The organism is Streptomyces sp. NPDC026673 (assembly GCF_040638135.1).
In the GTDB taxonomy this organism is placed as follows: Bacteria; Actinomycetota; Actinomycetes; order Streptomycetales; family Streptomycetaceae; genus Actinacidiphila.
Genome location: NZ_JBEZXR010000061.1, coordinates 30,520 through 55,035, shown reverse-complemented (window position 1 = coordinate 55,035; position 24,516 = coordinate 30,520). Strand labels below are relative to the sequence as shown.

Genomic DNA, 24,516 nt, shown 5'->3' with positions numbered 1-24,516 from the left:
GGTGGTGGGCAGGCGGAGGTCGAGGGCGGCGCCGAGGGTGCCGGTGCCCTTGGTGTGGCCGGTGGTGGCGGAGCCGAGGGTGGCGGAGGTGGTCAGTCCGTCGCCGCCGTCGATGCCGGGGGCTACGGCGGTGCCGGCCTGGGCTCCGGCGCCGTCGGTCAGGACGGAGGGGGTCCAGCCGAGGTACCTGCCGGACAGGCCGCCGGTGAAGTCGCCGACCTGGCCGGAGACCGACCAGGCGGGGGCGCCGGCGCGGGTGTCGGTGACCTTGACGGGCTTGAGGTCACCGGTCGACTGCAGATAGGCGCCCTTGTTGACCGCGTCGGACAGGGTGACGGCGCGGTCACCGGCGTCGATGGTCCAGGTGAACTCACCGGCCTGCTCCGGCACCGTCGCCGTGATCGTCTGCTCGTCCTCCGACGCCGGCGGATCCGTCGGCCCGGAGTCCTCGGTCGTGTAGGTGAGGGTGAGGGGGGTGGCGGGCTTGGCGGCGTCGCGGGCGCCGCCGGAGGTGAACCAGTAGGAGGACTGGCCGGTCAGTTGCTGGAAGTCGACGAAGTCCTGGGGGAAGGATCCCCAGTGGGCCTGGTTGGTGGGGGACTTGGCGGGCTGGCCGGTGGTGCCGGAGGGCACGGTCACGGATTGTCCGAGGTAGTCGGGGGTCACTGTGACCCCGTTGGCGCCCAGGTCGATGTTGTTGAACGTGGCGAGGGTGATGGTGGTGGTGGGGAGGGGGACCCATTTGCCGGGGTCGTTCATGTCGGCGCCGTAGCCGGTGGCGGTGGCGGTGAGGGTGCCGGTTCCGTCGGGGTTGACGGTCAGGGTGGGGTCGGTGGCCGACCAGTAGGTCAGGCCGCCGTAGAAGACGGAGGTGAAGGAGCCGGTCCAGTGGATCGACGCGGTGTGGGCGGCGGTGTCGATGGTGCCGGTGCCGTTGCTGAAGACCACCCGGTTGCGGGTCAGGGAGTTGGTCGAACCGGCTGAGACCGCGGTGCCGTTGGGGTCTTGGCACTTGGTGGCCCAGGTGGGTTCGGTGTAGTCGCCGGAGGTGTTGGGCTTTTCGACGGTGACGTTGCCGGAGTGGGTGGAGTAGAGGCCGTCGGCCTGGGTCCACAGTCGGGACGAGCCGGTGTTGCCGGCCTTGCCCGCGGACAGGAAGTTGCAGCCGCCGAAGAAGGCGCCGCCTCCCTGTTCCCCGCTCAGGCCCCAGGCGAAGGTGGCGTCCGTTACGGAGACGGAGGCCGCCGAGGCCGGAGCGCCGCCCGCGACCATCATGCCCGCCGCCGACACCACACCCACCGCGACAGCGGCAATGCCGCGCGATCTGAAAGCGGAGGTACGGGGGCGGGCCGCCGGGCCGGTTCGGCGCGCGGTGATTCGATACATTTGCTTCTTCTCTCCTGTAGAGAAATCGGTGGGACACGTCGTGTCCCGCTGGTCAGGGGGCTGGGCGGGCAGGCCCGGCCCCTTTGGCTCGTGTGGGCGTCCAGCCCTCGCGGACGGCCTCACCCCCCCTTGTGTCCGAGATGCCTGCGGCTGCTGCGGGGAGGAAGGTCAGCGCTGGACGCCGGTGGTGCGCCCGCGGCGTCGGGCCAGGAGGACCAGGGCCGCGCCTGCGCCGGTCGCGGCGGCGGCCAGGGCTCCGGTGGCGTGGGCGCCGATACCGGTGCTGGCCAGCGCGTCAGGCCGGAACCGGGTGTCGGGGACGAGCGCGGAGTCGTCGCCCGCGCCGCCGGTGTCCTGTCCGCCGGTGGTCTCGTCCGGGCCGGTGGTGGGCGCAGCTCCGGTGCCGGTGCAGCCGGACAGCAGGACGGTGGCGTCGTCGAGCTGCTGGCCCTTCTGGTAGAAGCTGCTCCCGTTGAAGGTGAAGGCCTTGGTGTCCTGGATCGCGGTGTGCACGGTGCGGGTGATGCCCGAGGCGCCGGTCTCCGCGGTGCCGCCGGACAGGTCGAGGGAGGCCAGGGCGACGTCGTTCCGCGCGTCGGTCGTGGGCTTGGTGTCCGGGGCGTTGACGGTCAGGCTGACGTCCGCGTACAGGGTGCCGGACGTGCCGTGGACGACGAGGCGGGGCTCGGCGATCACGATCTTGAAGTAGTGGGCCGGGTACGCGTAGGTGACGCGTCCGCCGTACTGGACGGTGAAGTCCTCGGGTGACGTGTAGGCGGAGCTGGACTCGAAGGGCCACTGGTAGGTGCCGGTGGTGTTCTTGCCCGCGACGGCCAGGTCCTGGGCGAGGATCTTCAGGCCCTTGTCCGCTGTGATGCTGTTGCCGGACGGGCCGCCGACGTACGAGCGGAAGCTCTTCTTGAAACCCCAGGTCAGGTTGCCCCCCTTGACGGCGTCGGTGACCTCGCAGCCCTCGGCGGTGCTCGTCGTGCCATCCGTCGGTGACGCACTGTCCGTGCCTGCGGGGGACGCCGGCGTGGCGGAGGCCGTGGGCGTGGTCCCGGCACCGCTGGGTGTGGGGGTGGCGGTGCCGTCCGGCCGGGTCGTGTAGGTGAGGGTGAGGGGGGTGGCGGGCTTGGCCGCGTCGCGGGCGCCGCCGGAGGTGAACCAGTAGGAGGACTGGCCGGTCAGTTGCTGGAAGTCGACGAAGTCCTGGGGGAAGGATCCCCAGTGGGCCTGGTTGGTGGGGGACTTGGCGGGCTGGCCGGTGGTGCCGGAGGGCACGGTCACGGATTGTCCGAGGTAGTCGGGGGTCACTGTGACCCCGTTCGGGCCCAGGTCGATGTTGTTGAACGTGGCGAGGGTGATGGTGGTTGTGGGGAGGGGGACCCATTTGCCGGGGTCGTTCATGTCGGCGCCGTAGCCGGTGGCGGTGGCGGTGAGGGTGCCGGTTCCGTCGGGGTTGACGGTCAGGGTGGGGTCGGTGGCGGACCAGTAGGTCAGGCCGCCGTAGAAGACGGAGGTGAAGGAGCCGGTCCAGTGGATCGACGCGGTGTGGGCGGTGGTGTCGATGGTGCCGGTGCCCTTGCTGAAGACCACCCGGTTGCGCGTCAGCGAACTCGTCGAACCCGCCGAGACGGGGGTGCCGTTGGGGTCCTGGCACTTGGTGGCCCAGGTCGGTTCGGTGTAGTCGCCGGAGTTGTTGGGCTTTTCGACGGTGACGTTGCCCGAGTGGGTGGAGTAGAGGCCGTCGGCCTGGGTCCACAGGCGGGACGAGCCGGTGTTGCCGGCCTTGCCCGCGGACAGGAAGTTGCAGCCGCCGAAGAAGGCGCCGCCTCCCTGTTCCCCGCTCAGGCCCCAGGCGAAGGTGGCGTCCGTCACGGAGACGGAGGCCGCCGAGGCCGGAGCGGCGCCCGCGACCATCATGCCCGCCGCCGACACCACACCCACCGCAAGAACGGCGAGAGCACGCCGGGGGATGGCGGTGCGGGTGCGCGCGCGGTTGCTGGATATCCGGGTTGTCACTTCTCTCCCGTTCCTGTGGACGTTGCGCTGCGCTTGCGTCGGCGCAGCAGAAGGAAGCTCGCCAGGATGACGACGGCGACGGCGGCGCCGAGCACCGCCAGACGGCCCGCCCCCGAGGTCGAGGTGGCGCTGACGACGGGGTCCGCCGCGACGGCGGTGGCCGGGGCGCCGGTCGCCGCCGGTGAGGCGGCGGGCGAAGCCGTGCTTCCCTGTACGGCCGCGGACGAGGGGTCCGCGGGGACGGGGCTCGCGGCGGGAGCGCTGCTCGGCGACTGCGACACGGCGGGCCGGGCGGACTTCGTGGCCGGAGCCTGCTTGCCCGGGGTGGTGAAGCGGACGGGCGTGAACGTCTCGTTGCTCGGGTTCGCCACGCCGTGCGCGCCGATGGTGATCACGCCGCACTGGACCTTGCGGCAGTCGATCCGGCGGATGCCGCCGTCGCGGCCCTTGGCCGGGAAGACCGCGCCGGGGATGACCAGGGTGGCGTCCCAGGTGCCGTCGGCCTTCACGGTGCCGCCGTTGGCGGCGTAGGCCGTCGGGTCTCCGGGGAAGGCCACGAACCGCTGGTAGCCGCGGTTGTCCTTGGTCTCGGAGTCCTGGACGTAGACGTAGTCCTCGCCGCTGGTGCCGCCCTGGCTGGGCCGCCAGCTGCCGCTGACGGTGCCGAACAGTACGTAGACGCCGCCGAATCCGTTCTTCACGGACTGGAAGCCGGCGCCGTGCAGACGCAGTTTGGTCGCGTAGTCGGGGTCGGCCGTGCCCGGGGACAGCGTGACCCGGGCGGCGGCGGTGGCCGGGGGCGCGGGCACCAGGAGCGTCGCGGCCACCGTCAGGGCGGCGGTGACGAGGGTCCACAGCAGGTGCCGTCCGCCGCTTTGCCGGGCGCCGCGCGGCCGGTGCTTTCCCGGTGGGGCGGGCGGTGCCGTGACGAGGGGGAGGGGTGTGGTCATGGTGTGGGTGTTCCTTTGCTGTGCCGTCGGGGTCCGACCATCACCGCGCCGGTGACGGGGTGCCGGTACACCTCGATGGGAAGCTGATAGACCTCTTCGAGCAGCGGCTCGGTGAGTACCGTCGCGGGCTCGCCCCGTTCGACCAGCCGGCCCGCGTGGAGCACCGCGATCTCGTCGGCGTAGGCGGCGGCCAGTTGCAGGTCGTGCAGGACGGCCAGCACCGCCACTCCGCTGTCGGCGCAGGCCCGGGCGGTCCGCATGAGCTGCTCCTGGTGACGCAGGTCGAGGGCGGCGGTCGGTTCGTCGAGCAGCAGCACCGAGGTGTCCTGGGCGAGGACCCGGGCGAAGGACGCGCGTGCCTGTTCCCCGCCCGACAGCGTCGGGTAGCGGCGCTGCGTGAAGCCGGTCATGCCGGCGGCGGTCAGCGCATGGGCGATCGCGTCCTCGTCGTCGTCCTCGGCGTCGGTGCCGCCCCACGGCGCCCGGCCCATCGCCACGACGTCGGCCACGGTGAACGGGAAGGACAGTACGGCGCGTTGGGGCAGGACCGCGCGGCGGCGCGCGAGGTCGGCCGGATGGGCCGTGGCGACGGAGAGACCGTCGACGCGGACGGTCCCGGTCGTGGGCGGCTGGTCACCGGCCAGCAGGGACAGCAGGGTCGACTTGCCCGCGCCGTTGGGGCCGACGACCGCCAGCAGGGAGCCCGCGGCCAGGTCGAGATCCACGTCCTTCAGCAGCCAGGTGCCGCCGATGCGCAGGCCCAGTTCCCGGGCGGACAGCGCCACCGTTCCCGGCGCCGGCGGCTGGGGCAGGGGAGCCCTGCGACCGGTGAGCCTTCCCAGCGCGGTGCGCGCGCTCATGTCCAACCTCCCGCTCGTGCGCGGGTGGTGCGCAGCAGCCAGAAGAAGAAGGGTCCGCCCACCAGGGCGGTGAGCATGCCGATCGGGAGGTCCGCGTAGGCGATGGCGGTCCTGGCGACGACGTCGGCGGTGGCGAGGAGAACGGCTCCGCCGAGCATGCTGGCGGGGATCAGGACCCGGTGGCCCGGACCGACCGCCATCCGCACCAGGTGCGGGACGACGAGCCCGACGAAGCCGATGATGCCGCTGAAGGCGACGGCTGCGGCGACCATGACGGCGATGAGCACGATCGAGATCACGCGGAGGCGTTCGACGTTGACCCCCAGGTGCCGGGCGGCCCGGTCGCCGAGGGAGAGCAGGTCGAGCCGGCGCGCCAGCAGGCAGGCGCCGAGCAGGCCGATCACGGCGAACGGCGCCACGCTGCCGACGTACGCCCAGCGGCTGCCGTTGAGGCTGCCGAGCTGCCAGAAGACGATCTGGTCGCGGGCGGTCTGGCTGCCGAAGAACATGCAGAACGCCAGTCCGGCGCCGGCCACCGCGTTGATGGCGATGCCGGTCAGCACCAGGGTGACCACCTCGGTGCGGCCGCCGGCCCGGGACAGCAGGTAGACCAGCAGCACCGCCACGAGCCCGGCCAGGAAGGCCGCCGCCGGGACGGTGAACTGGCCCAGGACGTTGAGGCCGGTGACGATGACCAAAGCGGCGCCGAACGCCGAGCCGGCCGACACTCCGACCACGCCGGGCTCGGCGAGCGGATTGCCGAAGACGCCCTGCATGAGCGCTCCGGCGGTCGCCAGGACGGCGCCCACGACGAGGGACATCACGACGCGCGGCATGCGGATCTGCCACAGGGTCGATTCGGCGAAGGGGTCGCCGATCGGGTGCCCGAGGCCGAGCGGGCCGGACAGGCGGTGCAGCACCGAGCCGGCGACGTCCCCGAACCCGATCCCGTACTGCCCCAGCGCGGCCGAACCGAGTCCGACCAGGACCAGGGCGACGCCGAGCGCGGTGAACAGGGCCACCCGCGCGGTGCGCCCCGCGGGGGCTGCCGTCTCCGCCGCGCCGGAGGGCTCCACCGCGGCGGGGCCGCTCTTGGCGTGGGTGGCCGTGCCGAGCGCGGTCATGACGCCGCTCCCGCGGGGGACGACGGGGCGAGCGAGTCGGGTGCGTAGACGGCGCGAGCGAGCGCGTCCAGCACCTGGGCGGTCAACGGCCCGAAGGACAGGACCTGGTAGTCGCTCATGTCCACGATCCGGCGGTGCTGCCCGGCCGGGGTCTGGGCGACGCCCGGCAGGCGCAGCGCCCCCTCGACGCCGCCGACGGAGCGCAGTCCCTCGCTCATCATCATGATGACGTCGGGCTTGGCCTTGGCCATCGCCTCGGCGTTCAGCGGTGTGAATCCGTTGATGCCGGCCTCACTGGCCACGTCGACGGCGCGCAGCGCCCTGATGAGGGAGTCGGCCCCGGACCCCTTGCCGAACAGGTAGTAGACACCGGCCTGACCGCGTGCGTAGAGGAACATCACGCGCGGTCGGCGCGCCGCCTCGGCCGGGGCGATCTTCGCGATCTGCGCCTGCTCGGCGGCGATCTCCTTGTCCAGCCGGTCGCGGAGCTCGCGGCCCTCGGCCTTCACCCCCAGCGCGGCGGAGACCTCGTCGACGAGGGCACCGACGGTGTCCAGGGAGCGCTTGGCGTCGACCACGACCACCGGCACGCCGGAGTCGCGCAATTGGAGGACGACGTCCCAGGGGCCCAGGGTGGTGTCGGTGATCAGCACGGTGGGGTGCAGCGCGAGGATCGCCTCGGCGTTCAGCTGGTGTCCGCCGCTGGTGACCAGCGGCAGCTTCGCGGCCGCCGGGAAGCCCGTCGACTGGTCCCGGCCGACCAGGCGGTCGCCCAGGCCGAGGCCGTACACCGTGGCGGCGAGGCTTCCGTACAGGTCCAGTGCCAGGATGCGGTCGGTGCTCTCGACGGTCACCTTGGTGCCCTGCACGTCGGTCACCGAGGCGGGGAGCACGGGGGCGGCCGAGCTGGTCACCGGGGTGATGTCCGCGTCCGCGACGGTGGCCGTCGTGGGACCGCTGTGGGAGCGGGGGTCGGACAGCGGGCGCACCTGGTCCCAGGGGACGGTGCGGCTCGCGCCCGGCTGTCCGGGACGACTCGCGCTCGTCGGCGAGCCGCAGCCGCCGATGAGCATCGGCACCACCAACAGCACCCCGAGCAGGGCCCGTTGGACGGTGCCCCGCCCGGATGCCATGAGGCGGGTCGCCCCGGACATCGGTTCGGGATACGGGGACTGGGGCCTTCTGTTGCCCGTCACAGGGCTGCCTCCAATGTGACGACGGGGCCGCCCGGGCCGCCGTCGGTATCGCCCCGCGGTCGGCCCGCGGACGAGGTTGTGCATCATCCGGGCATACGTGAACACCCGGGACCACCGGAATCGCTAGTTAGGTAAGCCTAACCTAAGTTTGATGCCGTCAGGGCTGGGGGTAGTGCGGGAGATTCCCCGCGGCTCACGGCGGAGAGGGGGCGTGTCCCCGGTGCCGGACGATCAGGCGCTGAGCGGGAAGAGGCCGCCGAGCTCGGCGAAGACCTCGCCGTTGAGGGCGAAGGCGTTCCGGCACTCCTCCACGACGCGCTGCTTCTCCAGTTCGCCCACGGGCAGGGCGTCCAGGAGGGCGCGGTACTGGCGCTTGAAGGCGGCGGGGTTGTCGATGCCGTCGAAAACGTAGAGACGGACACCGTCGCCCTTGTGCTCCAGGCCCCACGTCCGCTCCGCGATGCTCCGGATGACCTGACCGCCCGAGAGGTCGCCGAGGTAGCGGGTGTAGTGGTGCGCCACGTATCCGGCCGGCCAGGTCGCGGCCACCTCGGCGATCCGCTCCGTGTACCGGCGGGTCGCGGGCAGTGGTGCGACGCGGTCGCGCCACTCGTCGCCCAGCAGGTGGCGCAGGTCGCGTTCGAGGGCGTCGACCCTCATCAGTTCGGGCTTCAGGAAGGGGCCGGCGACCGGGTCCCGGGTCAGTTGCTCGGCGGCCTCTTCCAGGGCCCGGTACGCGAAGAAGAGTTGCTCGGTGTAGCGGGCGTAGGCGTCCACGCCGAAGCGGCCACCCAGGAGGCCGCCGATGAAGGGGGCGCTTTCGGTTTCGGTGTGCCGGTCCTGGCTCGCGATGCGAATGACCGCCGAGAAGGGGGGTGTTGACAACGGTGCCTCCCGAGTAGTGCGTGGCGCCATGCTGGCAACTTAGGGTGCCCTAAGTCAAGATGTTGCCGACGGCCTGTCGGCATAAAAGCTAGGTTAGGCTATCCTAAGCTGGCTGGCGCTCGACATCGACGGCCGCGGTGCGGACAACGGTGTCGAGGAGGCGCAGAGAGGGCCTGGGGGTGACACCCCCAGCAGTCAGCCCATCCCTCACGGGTGGGACAGCGATGTCGAAATCCACCCGACGGCGATGGCGGCGACCTTGGCGGCCCGACGCCGGCGATGTCGCACAACGGGGGTCGGGGCGAGCCGGTGGCTCGCCCTTCCATCAGCCATTTCCCCTTCGACGAGCGGACTTCATGGTGCGTTCCAGACCCTTCCCCGTACGGATGGCCATCGGGTGTGTGGCCGCTGCCGCAGCATTCGCGGTCGCCGCACCCTCACCGGCCCACCCCCGAGCGACAGCGGCAGCCCACGCAAGCCCTGCCGAGCACAAGGTGGCCGCTCTCAGCGCCCGCTCCGGCGTGGCCGCGGCATCCGATCCGGGCTTCGCGGTGCAACCGCGGCCGCAGACGGTTCCGGACGGCGGGTCGGTGACCTTCTCGGTCGACTTCCCCGGTGCCCGCATCTACACGTGGTACCGGACGGACGCCAAGGGCAGCCTCCCGCTGCCCAACAGCAACAGCGCGTCCTACACCTTCACCGCCAACTACGCGGACAACGGCGCCACATACTCGGTCAAGGTCTTCGACAGCACGTTCACCCAGCACACCTCCGACGGGGCCAAACTGACCGTCACCCCGGTGGCGGCCTCCGTCGTCGAGGCACCCCACGACACCTCGGTACAGGCCTACCAGACCGCGCGATTCACCGTCAGCGCCGGTGGCACCGGCCCGTTCACGTACCAGTGGCAGCGTCAGGACGCGGCAGGCGCGGCATGGTCGGACATCGCCAAGGCGACGGGCCCGGACTACGCCTTCAAGTCCCGCCCGGCCGACGACAACGCCCGGTTCCGGGTCGTCGTCGACAACGGCCACGGCCCGTCCGCGACCTCCGCGGCGGCCGGACTCAGTGTGATCTCGGGTGGCGGAAGCCTCGACCCCGTGAGCCACGCGAGCCTGGAATGGGGCGTCAACAACATCTACCAGGGCGGCAACCCCGCCAACGGCGGGTGCAACTACTTCTCCGCCGGAACGCAGAAGGACTTCCGCCCCTCGCAGGGCGACGTGCGGATCATCCACCGCGTCTCCGACGGCACCGCCCAGGGCATCTCCGACGCCACCAAGTGCATCCCGGCCACCGGGTCACGGCTGAACCAGCGCGTCCTGTTCACCGACGGCACCGGAACCGCGAACGCGACCACGGGCGAGGCGACGGTCCACTGGGACGGCGCGTTCACCGCCAACGCCTACTCCGGCCTGGTCACCTGGTACCTCAAGGACCCCACCCTGACCATCGCCGAGGACGGCACCGGCACCCTCACCGCCACCAGCGGCGGCATGGGATCCAGCAGGGACAACCCGGGCGAGCAGGAAGAGGTGCCGGCGCGCCGGGTCACCGTCGCGACCTTCGACCAGGTGCGGCTGGACACCACGGCCGGCGCGGGCGGCGGGGCGCAGATCTCGCCGGAGTTCTCCGGCGTGGACTACTTCCCGCTCGTCGACGGGGTCCGCTCCACCACCTCGGCGATCCCGGACCCGGTCAAGGAAGCGAAGCCCGAGTGGGGTTCGTGGCCCCAGTCGTTCGTGGACTTCCAGTACGAGACGGGGCTGTCCAGCTACTGGCACACCAGTGGCCTCGACGCCGATCCGGACAAGCCGCCCTTCGACCTGTCGGTGCGGTTCGACTCCGCCCCCGATGTCAAGGACGTCCCCGTCATCCTGGCGAACCCCTCGTCCGCGGCGGCCGCCCCCTACGTCGAGGGCCGGGACCTCACCGTCACCGCCGACGTCGACGGCGACGCCGACCTCCAGTGGGAACGCGCCGGCTCGGCGGGCGGCCCGTGGACGGCCGTCGACGGCGCGACCGGGGAGTCCCTGACCATCCCGGCCATTGACTCCTCCTGGAACAACACCTACGTACGCATCGTGGCGACCAACAGCGACGGCCGGGCGACGTCCACGGCCCTGCGGCTCACCACCGCCCCGTACTCGGCACCCACCTTCTCCGAACCGCCCCGGGACCTGGCCGCCATCCAGGGGACGAAGGCCGTCGTGCGGTTCAAGGTCACCGGCAACCCCGCCGTCGACCCGGACCAGGTCGTCCTGGAGCGCAGTGACGACCACGGCGCGACCTGGAAGCCCTGGACCGGCGCGGAGTACTCGGGAGCCGGCTCCCAGCAGTTCGCGATCCCCTCGATTCCCCTGGATGCCAACGGCGTGTCGGCGCGCGTCGTCGCGGCCAACACCGAGGGCACGCGCACCGTTTCCGACCCGTTCTCCGTACGCGTCTTCCGCAGCACGGGCAAGCCGCAGCTCGTGGCGGTGCCCGGCACCGCGGTGGACCCGGACGCGACGACCCGGCTGACCATCCTCGGCGCCGGCTTCGACGTGCCCGACTGGGCGAGCCCCACGCTCACCTACTCTCTGGACGTCGGCCTCTTCGACGCCGACGTCTGGCAGCCCGGCAAGCCGGGAAGCCGCAACTGGATCGCCACATCCTCCGACAGCAGCGGCGGACAGCTGTACTACGGCTCCATGCAGGCCAGCGGCGGCGCCTTCACCATCGGCCTCACCGTCCCGGCCGGGAAGCTCACCCCGGGTCACACCTACGGCGTCGGCGCCTTCCTGCGGCTCACCGACATCACGACATGGAAGGACACCTTCGACAACCGCTCCCTCGACGCCTGGACCCCGCTGTCCCTGACGACGGATCCGCCGGTGTCGGAGGACGAGCAGACGATCACGGCGACGGTGCCGGAGCAGGCCGGTGAGTTCACCTGGACCATCGACGCCGGCGACCGTGCCGTCACCCTGACCGAGGCCGTCAACAAGGGCGCCTACCTGCAGTCGACCGGTGACCTCAAGCCCGTCAAGGTCACCGACACCCGCGCCGGAGCCCCCGCCTGGTCGGTCTCCGGCCAGGTCGGCGACTTCACCGGCGGCCTGCCCGGCAAGTACCTCGGCTGGACCCCCTCCGTCCTGACCGACGGCGCCGGAGCCCAGGCCGGCACCACCGTCACCCCCGGCATCGACGGCGGCGACGGCTTGACCACCTCCGCCACCCTCGGCTCCGCCACCACCGGCCACACCAAGGGCACCGGCACCCTCGGCGCCGCCCTCGACCTCCGCCTGCCCACCACCACCGACCCCGGCACCTACACCACCACCCTCACCCTCACCGCACTCAGCTGAACCCAACCCGCACCACACCCCGGCACGGCCCCCAACCAACCAGGCCGTGCCGGGCCGGAGCGGCGCCCATGAGCACGTGCTGCTCGCGTCAGGCGACCGCACCCTACGCAGGACACCTCACCCACGCGTGGCTTCCGCGATGTCCGTGTGCCGCGTGGCGAACGCGACGGCAGCCGCAGACCGCATTCCCCCCAACGTGACGAGAGCGAGAAGGTATGACCACGGCTGCGCCCGACTCCGGCGGCCGCCTCGGCGGTCCGGCCGTGGTGCGGGCTGCCACCCCTGCCGACACCCTGGCTCTGTATCAGCTGTCCTCGGCGTTCGTCCCCAGTGGCGCGCTGCGCGGGCGCCCACTCGCCCACTACGCCCGTCACGCGGGTGATTTCCTCGTCGCGGAGACAGTGGCGGGGCAGGTCGAAGGCTGTGTCGCGGTGCGCTTCCACCAGGACCGATCATCCGGGCACGGGGGACTTCCGCGGACAGGTCCCTCGGGAACCGGTCGCGCCGCCGTGGTCCTCTACAACTTCTGCGTCGCATCCGGTAGCCAGGGCCGCGGCATCGGTTCGGCCCTGTTGCGGGCGGCGCTCTCCAAGACCGGAACACACCCCGTGTTCACCGCGACCACCGGTGACGGTGAACTGTTCCTGCGGCACGGCTTCCAATATTGCGACGCAAGCACGGCACCCGTCGCCTGGGCGGCCACGCTGGACCCACGTCGGGGGTCGAGGATCCTGACCCGATCCGCAGGGTCCCCTTGCCGGCCGGCAGAAGCGCCCGGACACCCGGACTGACCCCTCGCGGTCCTCGCCTTCGGCTCGAGATACCCGAGACGGGTATGCGCGGCCAAGGCCCCGATCGGATCGCATCGCTCACCGGCCGACGGCCCGGGCACCTTCCGGGTCGGCCTCAGGGGGCCGGCGGCAGCAGCCCGCGGGCCGTGGCCAGGCTCCACGCCGCCAGGGTGAACCCGTCGTGGATGTGCCCCTCGGCGAGCATGGCCCGCAGTTCCTCGGGGGTCACGGCGCGAAAGGCGTCGATTCCCTCCTCAAGCGCGTCGGGGCCGGGAGTCCCGGAGAACGAGGACGTGGCGAGCCGCGCGAGATACAGCTGGTCGCGGCCGCTGTGCATGCCCGTGTCGGTGGCGATCTCACCGAGGTGGATCATCTCGGCCACCTTGCCTCCGAGTTCCTCGAGCAGTTCGCGCCGTGCGGTGGTGGCGGTGCTCTCGTCGGGCGCACCGAAACCGCGGGGGATCTCCCAGTGCCAGTCGCGGTCGGACGTGCTCCCGAACGCCGTGGATTCGGCTGGTTCGAGGGAGGGCGCCCCGACGCTGGAGGCGCCGGGTGACCGGCGGCGGAGCGTTGGGGCGTCCAAGCGGAGAGCGAACGTGTGCCGAACGGCGTAGCGCATGGTATCCGCTGCTACGATGCGGGCATGAGCAGTCAGAAGCAGATCAACGTGCGGGTGGACGAGGCCACGGCTGCCGGAATCGAGGCGCGGGCCAAGGCCGCCGGCATGAGCGTGTCCGACTACGCCCGTCAGGTGCTGGCGGACGAGGCGAACGACCTGCGGCACCGGTTCCTCGGCGCGGGCGCGCACTTCGCGGATGCCTGGGGCGACACGTTCGCCGAGCACTTCGGGCACCCGAAGGCCGGCGACGGCGCGGGGGCCGCTGCGTGATCGTCCACATCGACAGGGCGTGGCTGCTCGACCTGGCTCACCGGAACATGCCCGGTGACCCGGACATCACCGACTTTGGGTCGGTGGCCGCCGCCGTGGCGCGGCACGCGGACAAGGTGATGGACACCCCCGTCTACACGGAGGTGCACCACCGTGCGGCCGCGCTGATGCACCAGCTGATCCGCGTGCCGGCCCTGGAGTACGCCAACGAGCTGTTCGGCGCGGTGGTGGCGGCGGCGTACCTGACGGCGAGCGGGGCGATCGTGACCGTGAGCGCGAAGGAAGCGGCGGAGCTGGCGGCACGGATCGACCGGGACGCGCTGGACGTCAGGGCGGTCGCGGAGGTCATCCGGGGGTGGGTGGCGACGTAGGCGCCCCCCTCGGCGGGCGCTGAGGACCCCGGTCGCAGGGCCGCCCCGCAGCGGCTGTCGCCCTGGCCCGCGGGCTCCCCGACAGCCCGGCGGGGAGGACAGGCGGATCCTCACCGACGAGAAGAGCACCGCCCGCCTCCTCGGACGGACCGTCTGGCTAGCCTGCGTTGACCAGCCCCTTGGCCGGTTCGTAGCGGAGAGCCGCCTGATACGCGACGGGATCGCATCCCGGGCCGTTCGGCTGGGTCCTGCGGAGCGTGACCCGCGTGCTCACATCCAGGCGGCGCGGCTTCGGGATGCCCCTGCTGAATTGCGGGGTGCCGGTCAGCCGCACCGTTACCTTCTTGGCGCCCACCGCGTCCGGCAGCCGTACCCGCAGCAGTGCCTCGCTGGTGTCGATCGGGGCGCCCTCGCCCTCGGTGCACACCGCTCCGACGCACAGCCGGTATGCCGTTCCGGGCTCAGGGTCGAACAGCACCGACACCCCTGACTCCGCCCCGATGTCCGTACATGCGCGCCCCTCGTTCCCGAAGGCGCCGCAGCCCGTGATCGCCAGCAGGGGCACGATCGCCCCGAGCTTTCCCCAAAGCCTCATCGTCATGCCGATGGGATGCGCGAGGGCCGTTCCCGGTTCCCGACGGGGCGCAGGCGGTTTGCCTGGCGACCGTCAGCGGCCGGATGCCGGGGGAGGCCCAGTGGCCGGTTGCGCCACTGGGCCGCCCGGTTCCGCGGAGACCCCGCCGGTGGGCCGTGGGGCCGGGCCGCGGTCCGCGTCTGCGTGCGCCTGTCAGTCGAGCGGTTCGATCCAGAGGTTCCTGAAGCGGACCTTGTTGCCGTGGTCCTGGAGCCGGATCGCGCCCGCCGCGGCCGATTCCGCGTCGCCGCCGCCGGTCGGGCCGTCGACGGCCACGTTGTCGTGGACCGTCCTGCCGTTCCACACCAGGGTGATCCTGGCGTCCTCGGTCTTGTTGCCCGCGGTGTCGAAACGGGCCGCCCGGAAGACGATGTCGTACGTCTGCCAGGTCTCGGGGGCGGTGGCGGCGTTGAGGTCGGCGGCCTTCTTGTTGTAGATGGACGCCGCCTCGTTCGCGGCGAGCCTCTCCACGCCGAAGGAGTCCAGGATCTGGAGTTCGTACCGGTCCTGGAGGTAGATGCCGCTGTTGCCGCGGTCCTGCCCGGTGACGTCGTCCGGGAGCTTCGGCACCCGGAACTCGGCGTGCAGCCTGAAGTCGCCGAAGGCCCGCTTGGTGCGGATGTCGCCGCAGCACACCTCGATGGAGTCCTCGGCGGTGTGCGGCCAGGCGACGGCGCGGCCGTCGGTGTGCTGCCATTCGCTGGAGGCGCCGCCGCCGGAGAACAGGTCGATACGGCTGCCGGGTCTGCGCACCTCGATCATGTCGAGGTTGACGTGCCCGGTGTCCTCGGGCCGGTAGGTGTAGGTGATGGTGTTGCGGCCCTTGCGCAGGTCGAGCCGCTCGGACCGGGTGGACCAGCGGTTCCAGGCGCCGGTGGAGGGCAGGCTCGTCTGCCGCTGCGCTTCGCCGTTGACGCTGACGCCGATCGTCTTGGTCCCGGTGAAGGGGTGCGGGCCGTTGGCGTACCGCAGTGCCACGTCGTAGGTGCCCTTCGCGGGGGCGTCGACGTCGAAGGCGGCGGTGGCGCCTTGGGTGCCGAAGCCGTCGACGAAGCCGCCGCCGGTGTAGCCGGCGTGCTCGGTGTCGATGTCCGCTCCGCCCGAGAGCCGGGCCGACTCGGCGTCGTACGCGGTAACGGGGGACTCGGGGCCCGGACGCGCGTTCAGCGTGTACCAGGCCTCCGTGGACCACAGCTGCTCGCCGTCGGAGGAGGCGAACGGGCGCGGCGAGCGGAGGTGCACCACCCGGTCGGTCCTCAGGCCGGGGACGGTGATCCTCACGGTGCGGCGGTCGCCGGATACGCGGGCCGCGGTGACGGGGAGCTTCTCCTCGTCGACCTTGGGGCCCCCGTATGCGGGGGTGGGGGCGTAGCGCCACTGTTCGACGGAGTAGGCGCCGGTCGTCAGCTTGGCGGCGGTCTCCTCCGACAGAGGCTTGGTATACCGGAGTTCGAAGCCGTCGCGGGTGGCGCGCATGGTCTTGATGTCGAAGACGCTCTTGCCGTTCGGCGTGAGTTTCTGGAGGCCGAAGCGGAGTTTGCCCTCCTGGCCCCAGTTGCCGTCTGCGCCGAGGCCGCCCGCGTAGATCGCACCGTCCGGTCCGGTGCTGATCCGGGTGATGCCCGCTTCCAGGCCCTGCGTGTGCCGGAACACCGCGCCCTGGTATTCGCCGTCGACCTTCTCCAGGTCGGCGCGCTGGATCCCGCCGTAGGTGACGTCGCCGAACAGCAGCTGCCCGGCGTAGGGCCCCTTCTTCAACAGCATCGGTGTGCTGGGCGAGTTGGCTATCTCGTTCTGCGGCAGCCACAGCACCGGCTTGGTGACCGTGCGGTCGTCGAACGGGCCGTCCGGGTTGGTGTAGTGGTTGAAGAACCGGTCCTGCTTGATGTGGACCAGCTTGGAGGCGGGCAGCCAGCCGCCCTGGTTGTCGGTGACGAACAGCTCGTCGCCGGGGCCCCGTCCGATCCCGTTCGGCGTGCGCAGGCCACCGGCCAGGTAACTGACCTTTCCGGTCTTCTTGTTCACCTTGATGGTCGTGCCGCGGTTCGCGGCCGGCTGCGGGTCGGTCGTCGCGCCGCCGTAGTTGATGGCGACGGACAGATTCAGATAGAAGTTCCCGTCCTCGTAGAGCAGGCCGAAGGCGAACTCGTGGAAGTTCCCTCCGTACGGCCACTCGGCGACCTTGCGGATCTCACCCGCGGTGTTGTCGCCCCCGAGGTCGGACAGCTCGGTCAGCTGGTGCTTCTCCGAGACGTACAGCTTTCCGTCGACGTACTTGATCCCCATCGGCTCCTTCAGACCGCCGGCGATCCTCCGGTACGTGACCCGCTCCGGGCCGCTGTCACCCGTGACGTGATCGAGGACGTACACCTCGCCCTCGTTCACGGAACTGCCGCCCCAGGTGGTCACGGCGAGCCGGCCGCCGGGCAGCCAGTCCATCGCGGAGACCTGCGGCTCGAAGCCGGCGGGGCGCAGGTCGGTGAGGGTGTAGCCGGGGTGGACCGAGGTCAGCGGGAGGCCGTCGCCGGGGGTGTCGTACGTGCCCTCGCACTCCTTGCGCCCGGGAGCGGTGACCCGGACGACGCCGGCGTCGGTACTGAGCACGGAGTTCGGGACGACGGTGAAGTCGGCCGCGCCCGGCGGCTTCCACTGCAGGGTGACCTGCTGGCCGCCGCCGCGGTCGAAGTGGTCGATGTGCAGGGCGTGGTAGCCGGGGGTGAGGGTGATCTCGCCGTCCTTGGGCTCGGCGCCGTGCAGTCCGTCGTGGTCGATGACCTGGCGGTCGCCGATGAAGAGGCGGGAGCCGTCGTCGCTGATCAGACGGAAGGTGTAGGAGCCGCTCTCGGGGACGTCGATGTTGCCGATGATCTGCGACACGAAGTTGTCGGTGAACCCGAAGCCGTCGGTGGAGGACCAGTCGGCGGTGGGGATCAGTCTGTCGACGTTGGGGGTCTGGGCCGGCTTGAGGTCGCAGAGTTCGCTCAGCGGGGACTGGATGTCGAAGACGCGGAGTGTGACGCCGGGCTCCTGGGGCGGCAGGTCCGCGAAGGGCCGCTCGTCCGCTCCGGCGGGGGCGGCGGTGAGGCCGCCGGCGACAAGCACAGAGAGGAGCAGTCCGGTGATTCTTCGAGCTCCGGGGCGATGACCGCGGAGGTTCGGGTACTTGCGTGGCGTCACTCTTCCTCCTGCTGGGCGCTGCGATGCGGCACGAGCGGGGCGGGGCCCGCGTCCGCGGAGTGGAGTTCCTGCACGTACGAGTGGGGCGGTGGCGCTGCGCGACGTTGATGCGTGCTTCCGCGTGAAATCGACGCCCAGCGTACGAAGTTTGCATCTGGCCGTCCATACTTTGTCCTCAACGCGGTAAAACTCGCGGGGAGTTGTCGTGTGCTCAGGGCTGCCACACCGACGACCGCGAGGGCTTCCGGGGCGGCCCGGAAGCGTCCGGGCAGGCGCGGGGTGGCTTCGGTTGCCGTCAGCCGGCGAGGGGAGGCCGCATGGATGCGCTGATGCCGGGCGATCCCCACACCGTGGGGCCTTGTCGGTTGCCGGGGCGACTGGGCTCCGGAGGGATGGGCGGGGTTTTCCCGGGATGTTCGGTGCAGGGACGAAGCGTGGCGGTCAAGTTTCAGGGGTGCCTGGCGTGCTCCCGTGGACGGCTGAGGTCCGCCACTCCCGCCGGAGCATGGAATACACCAGGTCGTCGCGCCATGCCCCCTTGAAGAACTCCGTTCCGATGAAACGCGCCTCCCGGCGCATGCCCAGCCGTTCGAGGAGCCCGGCGGAGGCGGCATTGTCCGCGTGGCAGCGGCCGATCACCCGGTGCAGCTCCAGTACGTCGAATGCCAGGTGCAGGACGGCGAAGGCCGCCTCGGTGGCGAAGCCCTTGCCCTGGTGGGCGGGGTGGAAGACATAGCCGAGCTCGCCCTGGCGGTGTTCCGCGCTGATCAGGACCAGTTCGACCTGCCCGACGACCGTCCCCGTGCCCGGCTCGACGACCGCCAGGCTGAGACAGTCCCCGTCCGAGCCCAGTTCGGTCTCCCGGGCCATTTGCTCCACCGCCACCCGGACGTCCTCCGGTCCGCGCGGCTCCCATCGCATGAAGCGGGCGACGTCGGGCCGGCGCTGGTACTCGCAAACGTCCTCCGTGTCCTCCGGCCGGAACGGGCGGAGTATCAGCCGGGCGGTGGCGATCGGATAGTCGATACACAGCATCGGTCGACTGTACTCAGGCCACTCCGCCGACCGGTCGCCGTGTCACCGGGTCGGTGGTGCGCACGGCCGTTTCCGCCGCGTTCGGAACATGGACGCCCCTGGCACCGTGACCGCGTGGGTTGGCTCGCCACGGCCACCAACCCGGCGAACCCATGCGGTCAGGGCACTGGCAGGGGGTTTGTCGCTCATTTCCCGGTGCGGGCCTGCACGTCGAGAGGGGACGGCCTACTGGCCTCGTCAGTCCGATGGCCGGTGGAACCCGCCGTAGATGACGGAGCCCCCTCCGGTGTGGAGGGGGCGTTGTGCCGCCGTCGGCGTGCCCGGTGGGCTGCCGCGGGCGGCTCAGATCGTCGGTGTCTCGTCGACGTGTTCCTGGTGCAGTTCGAGGACGAACTTCCACCCGGCGCTGGCCTCCATGAAGCGCACTCGGGTCGGGTAGATGTCCAAGGCGCGACGGTCGCGGTTCTGGCCACTCGTGCCCTTGCGCCCGCGGGCCGGTTCTTCGAAGAGGTCCACCTTGACGTCCGGCACGGCAACGATTTCCTCGCTCCACCGCTGGACGATTCCCGCGCCGAACGCTTCTCTGGCGGCGGTGTAGAGCGACTCGAGCGATTCCTTGTTGCCGTTGGGCACGAAAAGGGCGAGGTTGAGGAGGACCCCGGCACTTTGCAGTACCTCGATTTCCTCGCCCGCCTCGTCGGCGACCCATATACCGGGTTCTTCGGCATTGTCCGGGAGGATGTGGACCTCCTCACCGAAGATCGTCCTCGCGGTGAAGGATCCGCCCTCGAAGTTCTTGCCCGACTTCGTCAGGGTGGCCGGCGCGTAGCAGCCGAGCGAAAGCTCTTCCATGATGGCCGGGACGAAGATCTCGTCCTGGAGGCCCAGCTCCGAGACCTCCTCGGCGGTAAGACGTCGGGCCGTAGCCTTCTCGGTGTTCACACTGTTTCCTTTCTCGGTGTAGCCACGGTCAGTTCGGCGATCCGCTGATCGCGGCGCGGCCACGGTCCACCAGCCGGGCTGGTGGTGACGTCTCGTCATATGACGCAAGCGGCAGGCACGTCGTTCGACGCCGCCGCCTCCGGACGAGACCCCCGAGGCCTCGACCCCTGTGCCAGAGCGTGCAGCCGTGCGGAAGTGTGTCGTCTTCCGTGGCAGCGCGGTGAGCGGGAGGAGCCATGCGCGGTGAGTGTAGTGCGGAGGTCTGACAGCGCGGCGGCGTGGGCGTCCGCCGGCCCGGCGGCCACGCCGGGTGCCGTCGAAAGTCCGGCGAGCACGGGAACGAAGCTTCCACCGGCGTGCCGGGTCCGGGCGGCATGCGCGGTGTCCGCCGTGCCGTCATCGCCCCCACCGCCTGTCGACCACTTCGCCGGACAACAGCGACGCCGCCCGGAACCCACCCATCATGATCCCGAGTCAGCCGCGGTCGATGCGCCGGCCGTCGACTGCCCCACCGGGGAACGGGGCCGCAGGTGCGACGGAGTCCTACTCGGCTGGGCCCTGTTGTGAAAGTCCTGTTCACGAGGGGTCCGACATGCACAGGCGGCGTCGTTGTCAGTGGTGCCATGCATGATCGGCGCATCAGCTCTTCGCAGAGGTGGGGAAGTGCCATGCCGATCACAAACCAGCAGGTGGCGGGACGCGCGTTCCTGAGGCCGATGTACGACGACTCGTACTTTCCCGATCGTGTAGTCGACCGGGGCAGGGCGATCTTGCTGCGGCTGTGCGAGCGGATTGAGGCCGATCAGCCGTCGGATCTGGCGACCTTGTATGCGCTCACCCAGGACGCGACGCAGGAGTTCAACCTGCTGGACCAAGAGTTCGTGGCGGCCGGGAGCGAGATCGAGACGGTTGCACGTGAGTGGATCTGCGACGAGTTTTGCTTCCTCGCGTCGGCATACGGGTTCACGGCCGCGGATGCGGAGGAGCTGACCGCCGGCCGGGACTGGTGAACGAGCGGTGCAGGTAGGCACGGTGCTTCCGGGAGGCGTACGCCTTGTTCGCCCGCACGCGATCAGGGCGGACGTGCCGTCGTCCCGGCCTCTTGCCCGTTTGCCTGTAAAGCGGACCACGGTCAGAGCCGGAAATCCCGCACCGGCCGGAAGGCCGCGTTCGGACACAGGGCGCCGCGCTCGCCGCAGGTCCTCCCGACCAGGAAGCTCACGTGTGCGCAGGTCGTCGATGCGTTGCAGACGAAACCAGTTGACGGGGACGGCAGAATGCCTGGCATGGGTACAGACATCAGCGGCTTCCTCGAATATCGGGCGCCGCAGGACCATCAGGAGCCGACCTGGTACACCGCACACGACCTCGGCTCCCTTTACGGTGGCCGTGACTATGATGCGTTCGGTTGTCTCTTCGGGGTCCGCAACTACGCGAACTTCCGTCCCCTGGCCGCATGTCGGGGTCTGCCCGCCGACGCCTCGGCCACCGTGAGCGCGCGGATGGCGCAGCTGACCGAGTGGTACGGCGAGGATGGCTTTCACGGCACCACATGGATCACGTGGGCCGAGGTGAAGACGGTCGACTGGGACGAGTACGCAGAGAAGCCCGACAGTCGGCTTCATGAGTACCGCCGGACTCCGAACGGGCTCAGGATGACGGGCAAGGCCTCGTGGAGTCCCGCATTCGCCGAGGCCGTCGGCCTTGAAAGAGGCGAACACCGGGAATGGCCCGAAGGAAGTGAGTGGCTCGTCGGGGATACGCTCTACAGGTCAGTCACCATCCGCCGCAGAGACGCCGTCAGCGAAACCGGCGAGTGGCAACCCGTCTGGGAAGCCATGAAGGCGCTCGCGGCACAATACGGCGACGACAACGTGCGCCTCGTCGTGTGGTTCGACGACTGAGCAGGACGCTGTGACCGCCCATCACCGGGCGATCGGAAGGAAACGTCTTATTGACCGGAAACTCATAGTTCTCGCTCGTTGTGACTGACCGTTTCGCCTGGCGATTGAGCCTTCGAGTTGGCGAGCCGAGCGGCAGACCTGGCGGGCACGGCACCGAACGGGGCCGGCGGGTCGCCCCGCTACCGTCAAGCTGTCAGGGTCTGTCTCTAGGCTCAGCTCATGAGAAGAGACCTGGTCCGGGAGTCGTGGGACCGCATCGACGAGTGGCTGCGCGAGAACGCGCCTCGCACCTTCGCCACGCTTGGGCCGCCCGCGGAACATGAGGAGATAGCAGCAGCGGAGGAGGAACTGGGCGTCACCTTTCCTCCTGATCTGGTCGCGTCACTGCTCCGGCACAACGGGGCTCGGGACGGCGCGGAAGCCTTCCGGTTCAGCACACATGACCGGCTGCTCTCCGTGAGCGAGATCGTCGGGGACACCAGGTTCATGCGGGGCATCGCCGAGGGCCTGGACGAGGAGGAGGCCGAGCACTACTGGATCGACACCTACCTGAAGTTCGGTTCCTACGGAGCGACGGCCGACGGTCTCACGATCGACTGCCGCCGGGGGCAGGACTCCTACGGTGCGATCGGACGCTTCTTCGATGAGACCGGCACCGCCTTCGGACGGGCCGACTCGCTGGGCCCATATCTGGCAGAGCTGGCCGACCAGCTTGAACGCGGCCGGGACGGGGGTGCCATCACGTTCAACGGCCGACTGCTCTGGGAGCGGGCCGGGTCTCCCGGACGGGATTGGGGCAGCGCCGACGACCCCCTTCCCCGACCGGACGAGCAACTGCCGGAGCTGGACCTGTCCTGCAGTCCCACCGATGTTCTACATGTCGGCTTCCTCGACGGGCTTGAGGAACTCGGTGCGCTGCTCGCGATCCTGCCTCGTGAACAGGTGGCCGCGGCCGCACGGAAGCAGCTGCGCAGAGTGGCTGTGGAAACGGGCCTGAACAAGTACCCGGAGGTCAGGTCGGTCCTGGACGCGCTGGACCGGGGCGAAGCCCCACCAAGCCCGGAACAGGCCAGCCCGCTGGCCCTGCGACTGCGCACGGTGATCGCGCAGGCGAACACTCGCCGGGACGCTGCTCGTAGGTGGGCCGCGGAGAAGATGGTGCACGGGATCTGGGGCTCGCCCTACAGGTCCGTTTGCGAGAGCGTGAGCATCCGCGGCCACCTCACTGTCGACTGGCGTACGGATCTGCACGAGGACCTGGGCAGTCCGCCACTGCCATCGATCCCTGATGACCGCTTCTGGGGGACCCTGCGCAATCCCGCCATCGACTCCACCTGGTATGCGGCTCAATACGCCCAAGATCAGGCATGACCTCGGGGCTCCGGTTCCACCTGAGCGGTCCATTTGGCAGCCATGCGCCGGACACCCCCGCCACGTACCTCATCGCCCCTTGGCTGTTGCCGGCGAGCACCGAGGTCGTGGTGGGTGCTGGTACGGTCCAGGACATGTTCCTCCTTCGTGCGTAGACCGAAGACCGCAACCGCCTTCTGCGCGGATCAAGGCTCTGCCGTCTTCGACCTGTCTTCGGCGCGCATGCGCGCCACGCTCGACAAGGAACGTCACATGTCCTTCCCCCCTGCTTCAGGGACGCCTTCGTACGCTGCGGTGGTACGCCGGCCGTACGCGCTGCGGACCTTCGCCGCGGCCTCCGTCGGCCGCTTCTCCTACGGCATCGTTTTTCTGTCCCTGCTGGTGGCACTCAGCCAGACGGCCGGTTCCTATGCCCGGGCCGGTGCGGCCGTAGCGTGTTTCGGGCTCAGTTCCTCCTTCCTGGCCCCACTGCGCGCCCGTCTGCTCGACCGGCGAGGACCGCGACGGGTTCTGCCGGTCATGGCGGCCGTCTACGCGGCCTTGCTCGCGGTGCTGGCGGTCGCGACGTGGGGTCCGGGAACACCGTATGGGGCGCTGCTGGCCCTGTGCCTGTCGGCGGGCGCGTGCGCGCCTCCGCTCGGGCCGGTGATGCGGGCCGTGTGGAGTGATCTGATGCCCGACGAGGAACTGCGGCAGCGCGCCTTCTCGCTGGACACGGTTGTGGAGGAGCTGCTGTATGTGTTCGGCCCCTTGGTGGCCGGGCTGTTCATCGCTCTTGGTAACCCGGCCGTCGGCGTGGGTGTCAGCGCCGTCCTGATCCTGGCCGGCACACTCGTGCTGGCCGGCTCTCCTCTCCTGCGGAGCCAGGCCTCCGGAGCCGTGACGGGTGGTTCGGCCACGTCCCTGACAGGCACGCACGGGGAGGGCGCCGACGACCCCGAGACGTGCTCGGAGCAGGGACCTGCGGCAGATGGGGGAGTGGGTGGCCGGGGCCGGCTGACGGCACCGGTCTGTGTGGCAGGGGGAGTGGGCATGTCATTGGGCGCCCTGGAGCTGCTGGTGGTCGCTTTCGCCGAACGGCATCACCACATCGCGGCCGTGGCATGGGTCCAAGCCGCTCTGGCCGTGGGCAGCGTCATCGGGGGCATGGCGTACGGGGCCCGCACGTGGCGTCTGCCCGGCAGGCACCGCCTGCCTCTGCCGGCCTTCGCCCTGTCCGTGGTGCTGGCGGCCGCAGGGGCCGTCTCCGACCTCCGCCTGCTGATCGTCGCGGTCGGATGCGCCGGTCTGTTCGTCGCGCCCGCGCTGTCGACGGCCTACCTGGTCGCGGACGAGTGCGCCACGGAGAAGACCCGTATCCAGGCCGGCACATGGGTGAACAGCGCTTTCAACGCGGGAAACTCGGGAGGCACCACGACCGCGGGTCTGCTCCTGGGGCAGGTCCCGCTCTCCCTGTGTTTCGTCGCGGCGGCGGCTCCCACTCTGGCCTCCACGCTCACCGCGCTCGTGCGGCCCCGGAAGCCCCGGGAGGCTGTGCGCCCTGCCGTACCAACGGCGATCACTTCCGCCGTGAGCTCTGCGACGGAGACCCGCACCGTCACGGGCACCGATCGGGCGGATCTCTGA

Annotated in this window: 19 protein-coding genes and 1 pseudogene; 8 read left to right on the top strand and 12 right to left on the bottom strand. The window is 70.6% G+C overall.

The features are described 5' to 3' along the window. From AB0F62_RS31660 to AB0F62_RS31630, 7 genes and pseudogenes are all read right to left on the bottom strand, one after another. Positions 1 to 1,299, bottom strand: a pseudogene (locus AB0F62_RS31660) (hypothetical protein); the annotation flags it as partial. A 255-nt stretch (positions 1,300 to 1,554) separates the two neighbouring features. Continuing rightward, positions 1,555 to 3,411 carry an HtaA domain-containing protein gene (locus AB0F62_RS31655; protein ID WP_361807039.1) on the bottom strand — a complete coding sequence of 619 codons (1,857 nt, stop codon included), beginning with the start codon at positions 3,409 to 3,411 and terminating at the stop codon, positions 1,555 to 1,557. Then, on the bottom strand, positions 3,408 to 4,361 hold the full coding sequence (locus tag AB0F62_RS31650) for a hypothetical protein (protein WP_361807036.1): 954 nt from the start codon (positions 4,359 to 4,361) through the stop codon (positions 3,408 to 3,410). The genes AB0F62_RS31655 and AB0F62_RS31650 overlap by 4 nt, the downstream gene beginning before the upstream one ends. Then, entirely contained in the window at positions 4,358 to 5,221 is an 864-nt protein-coding gene (locus AB0F62_RS31645) for a heme ABC transporter ATP-binding protein (protein WP_361807033.1), read from the bottom strand. Before AB0F62_RS31645 ends, AB0F62_RS31650 begins: the two co-directional genes overlap by 4 nt. Next, the gene (locus tag AB0F62_RS31640) at positions 5,218 to 6,345 is read right to left on the bottom strand and encodes an iron ABC transporter permease (RefSeq protein ID WP_361807030.1); all 1,128 of its coding nucleotides are present in this window, start codon (positions 6,343 to 6,345) and stop codon (positions 5,218 to 5,220) included. Before AB0F62_RS31640 ends, AB0F62_RS31645 begins: the two co-directional genes overlap by 4 nt. Continuing rightward, complete coding sequence (locus tag AB0F62_RS31635) at positions 6,342 to 7,499, bottom strand: ABC transporter substrate-binding protein (protein ID WP_361807027.1); 1,158 nt, start codon at positions 7,497 to 7,499, stop codon at positions 6,342 to 6,344. Before AB0F62_RS31635 ends, AB0F62_RS31640 begins: the two co-directional genes overlap by 4 nt. Positions 7,500 to 7,772: 273 nt before the next feature. Continuing rightward, on the bottom strand, positions 7,773 to 8,456 hold the full coding sequence (locus tag AB0F62_RS31630; protein ID WP_361807024.1) for a biliverdin-producing heme oxygenase: 684 nt from the start codon (positions 8,454 to 8,456) through the stop codon (positions 7,773 to 7,775). 464 nt (positions 8,457 to 8,920) lie between these two features. Here AB0F62_RS31630 and AB0F62_RS31625 point away from each other — a divergent pair, with 464 nt between their 5' ends. Continuing rightward, positions 8,921 to 11,776, top strand: a complete 2,856-nt coding sequence (locus AB0F62_RS31625) for a hypothetical protein (protein WP_361807021.1) — start codon at positions 8,921 to 8,923, stop codon at positions 11,774 to 11,776. A 215-nt stretch (positions 11,777 to 11,991) separates the two neighbouring features. Then, positions 11,992 to 12,567: a GNAT family N-acetyltransferase gene (locus AB0F62_RS31620; protein ID WP_361807018.1), complete on the top strand. Its 576-nt coding sequence runs from the start codon at positions 11,992 to 11,994 to the stop codon at positions 12,565 to 12,567. 115 nt (positions 12,568 to 12,682) lie between these two features. Here the strand turns inward: AB0F62_RS31620 and AB0F62_RS31615 are convergent, their stop codons facing one another. Further along, positions 12,683 to 13,150: an NUDIX hydrolase gene (locus AB0F62_RS31615; RefSeq protein ID WP_361807015.1), complete on the bottom strand. Its 468-nt coding sequence runs from the start codon at positions 13,148 to 13,150 to the stop codon at positions 12,683 to 12,685. A 60-nt stretch (positions 13,151 to 13,210) separates the two neighbouring features. On the opposite strand from AB0F62_RS31615, the gene AB0F62_RS31610 reads away from it, so the two are divergent. Together AB0F62_RS31610 and AB0F62_RS31605 are read left to right on the top strand one after the other, a co-directional pair. Then, a complete protein-coding gene (locus tag AB0F62_RS31610; protein WP_361807012.1) occupies positions 13,211 to 13,456 on the top strand; it encodes a ribbon-helix-helix protein, CopG family in 246 nt (81 codons plus the stop codon). Beyond that, positions 13,453 to 13,827: a fic family toxin-antitoxin system, toxin component gene (locus AB0F62_RS31605; protein ID WP_361807009.1), complete on the top strand. Its 375-nt coding sequence runs from the start codon at positions 13,453 to 13,455 to the stop codon at positions 13,825 to 13,827. Before AB0F62_RS31610 ends, AB0F62_RS31605 begins: the two co-directional genes overlap by 4 nt. A gap of 157 nt (positions 13,828 to 13,984) precedes the next feature. Here the strand turns inward: AB0F62_RS31605 and AB0F62_RS31600 are convergent, their stop codons facing one another. From AB0F62_RS31600 to AB0F62_RS31585, 4 genes are all read right to left on the bottom strand, one after another. Further along, a complete protein-coding gene (locus AB0F62_RS31600) occupies positions 13,985 to 14,428 on the bottom strand; it encodes a hypothetical protein (protein ID WP_361807006.1) in 444 nt (147 codons plus the stop codon). 186 nt (positions 14,429 to 14,614) lie between these two features. Beyond that, a complete protein-coding gene (locus AB0F62_RS31595) occupies positions 14,615 to 17,638 on the bottom strand; it encodes a family 16 glycoside hydrolase (protein ID WP_361807003.1) in 3,024 nt (1,007 codons plus the stop codon). 441 nt (positions 17,639 to 18,079) lie between these two features. Then, a complete protein-coding gene (locus AB0F62_RS31590) occupies positions 18,080 to 18,673 on the bottom strand; it encodes a GNAT family protein (protein ID WP_361807000.1) in 594 nt (197 codons plus the stop codon). Between the two features lie 342 nt (positions 18,674 to 19,015). Beyond that, positions 19,016 to 19,615, bottom strand: coding sequence for a hypothetical protein (locus AB0F62_RS31585; protein ID WP_361806997.1), 600 nt, complete (start codon positions 19,613 to 19,615; stop codon positions 19,016 to 19,018). Positions 19,616 to 20,283: 668 nt separating this feature from the next. On the opposite strand from AB0F62_RS31585, the gene AB0F62_RS31580 reads away from it, so the two are divergent. The 4 genes from AB0F62_RS31580 to AB0F62_RS31565 all read left to right on the top strand — a co-directional run bounded on the left by AB0F62_RS31580 (position 20,284) and on the right by AB0F62_RS31565 (position 24,516). Continuing rightward, positions 20,284 to 20,625: a DUF5713 family protein gene (locus AB0F62_RS31580; RefSeq protein WP_361806994.1), complete on the top strand. Its 342-nt coding sequence runs from the start codon at positions 20,284 to 20,286 to the stop codon at positions 20,623 to 20,625. Positions 20,626 to 20,901: 276 nt separating this feature from the next. Then, the gene (locus AB0F62_RS31575) at positions 20,902 to 21,519 is read left to right on the top strand and encodes a hypothetical protein (protein ID WP_361806991.1); all 618 of its coding nucleotides are present in this window, start codon (positions 20,902 to 20,904) and stop codon (positions 21,517 to 21,519) included. Between the two features lie 219 nt (positions 21,520 to 21,738). Beyond that, positions 21,739 to 22,890, top strand: a complete 1,152-nt coding sequence (locus tag AB0F62_RS31570; RefSeq protein ID WP_361806988.1) for an SMI1/KNR4 family protein — start codon at positions 21,739 to 21,741, stop codon at positions 22,888 to 22,890. Positions 22,891 to 23,142: 252 nt separating this feature from the next. After that, on the top strand, positions 23,143 to 24,516 hold the full coding sequence (locus AB0F62_RS31565; RefSeq protein WP_361806985.1) for an MFS transporter: 1,374 nt from the start codon (positions 23,143 to 23,145) through the stop codon (positions 24,514 to 24,516).

What these genes read in the sequence shown, in the direction of transcription:
- AB0F62_RS31610 (WP_361807012.1), top strand. Translation starts at nt 13,211, where the DNA reads ATGAGCAGTCAGAAGCAGATCAACGTGCGGGTGGACGAGGCCACGGCT.
- AB0F62_RS31580 (WP_361806994.1), top strand. Translation starts at nt 20,284, where the DNA reads ATGCCGATCACAAACCAGCAGGTGGCGGGACGCGCGTTCCTGAGGCCG.
- AB0F62_RS31575 (WP_361806991.1), top strand. Translation starts at nt 20,902, where the DNA reads ATGGGTACAGACATCAGCGGCTTCCTCGAATATCGGGCGCCGCAGGAC.
- AB0F62_RS31640 (WP_361807030.1), bottom strand. Translation starts at nt 6,345, where the DNA reads ATGACCGCGCTCGGCACGGCCACCCACGCCAAGAGCGGCCCCGCCGCG.
- AB0F62_RS31590 (WP_361807000.1), bottom strand. Translation starts at nt 18,673, where the DNA reads ATGCTGTGTATCGACTATCCGATCGCCACCGCCCGGCTGATACTCCGC.
- AB0F62_RS31650 (WP_361807036.1), bottom strand. Translation starts at nt 4,361, where the DNA reads ATGACCACACCCCTCCCCCTCGTCACGGCACCGCCCGCCCCACCGGGA.
- AB0F62_RS31635 (WP_361807027.1), bottom strand. Translation starts at nt 7,499, where the DNA reads ATGTCCGGGGCGACCCGCCTCATGGCATCCGGGCGGGGCACCGTCCAA.
- AB0F62_RS31620 (WP_361807018.1), top strand. Translation starts at nt 11,992, where the DNA reads ATGACCACGGCTGCGCCCGACTCCGGCGGCCGCCTCGGCGGTCCGGCC.
- AB0F62_RS31630 (WP_361807024.1), bottom strand. Translation starts at nt 8,456, where the DNA reads ATGGCGCCACGCACTACTCGGGAGGCACCGTTGTCAACACCCCCCTTC.
- AB0F62_RS31600 (WP_361807006.1), bottom strand. Translation starts at nt 14,428, where the DNA reads ATGACGATGAGGCTTTGGGGAAAGCTCGGGGCGATCGTGCCCCTGCTG.
- AB0F62_RS31570 (WP_361806988.1), top strand. Translation starts at nt 21,739, where the DNA reads ATGAGAAGAGACCTGGTCCGGGAGTCGTGGGACCGCATCGACGAGTGG.
- AB0F62_RS31565 (WP_361806985.1), top strand. Translation starts at nt 23,143, where the DNA reads ATGTCCTTCCCCCCTGCTTCAGGGACGCCTTCGTACGCTGCGGTGGTA.
- AB0F62_RS31645 (WP_361807033.1), bottom strand. Translation starts at nt 5,221, where the DNA reads ATGAGCGCGCGCACCGCGCTGGGAAGGCTCACCGGTCGCAGGGCTCCC.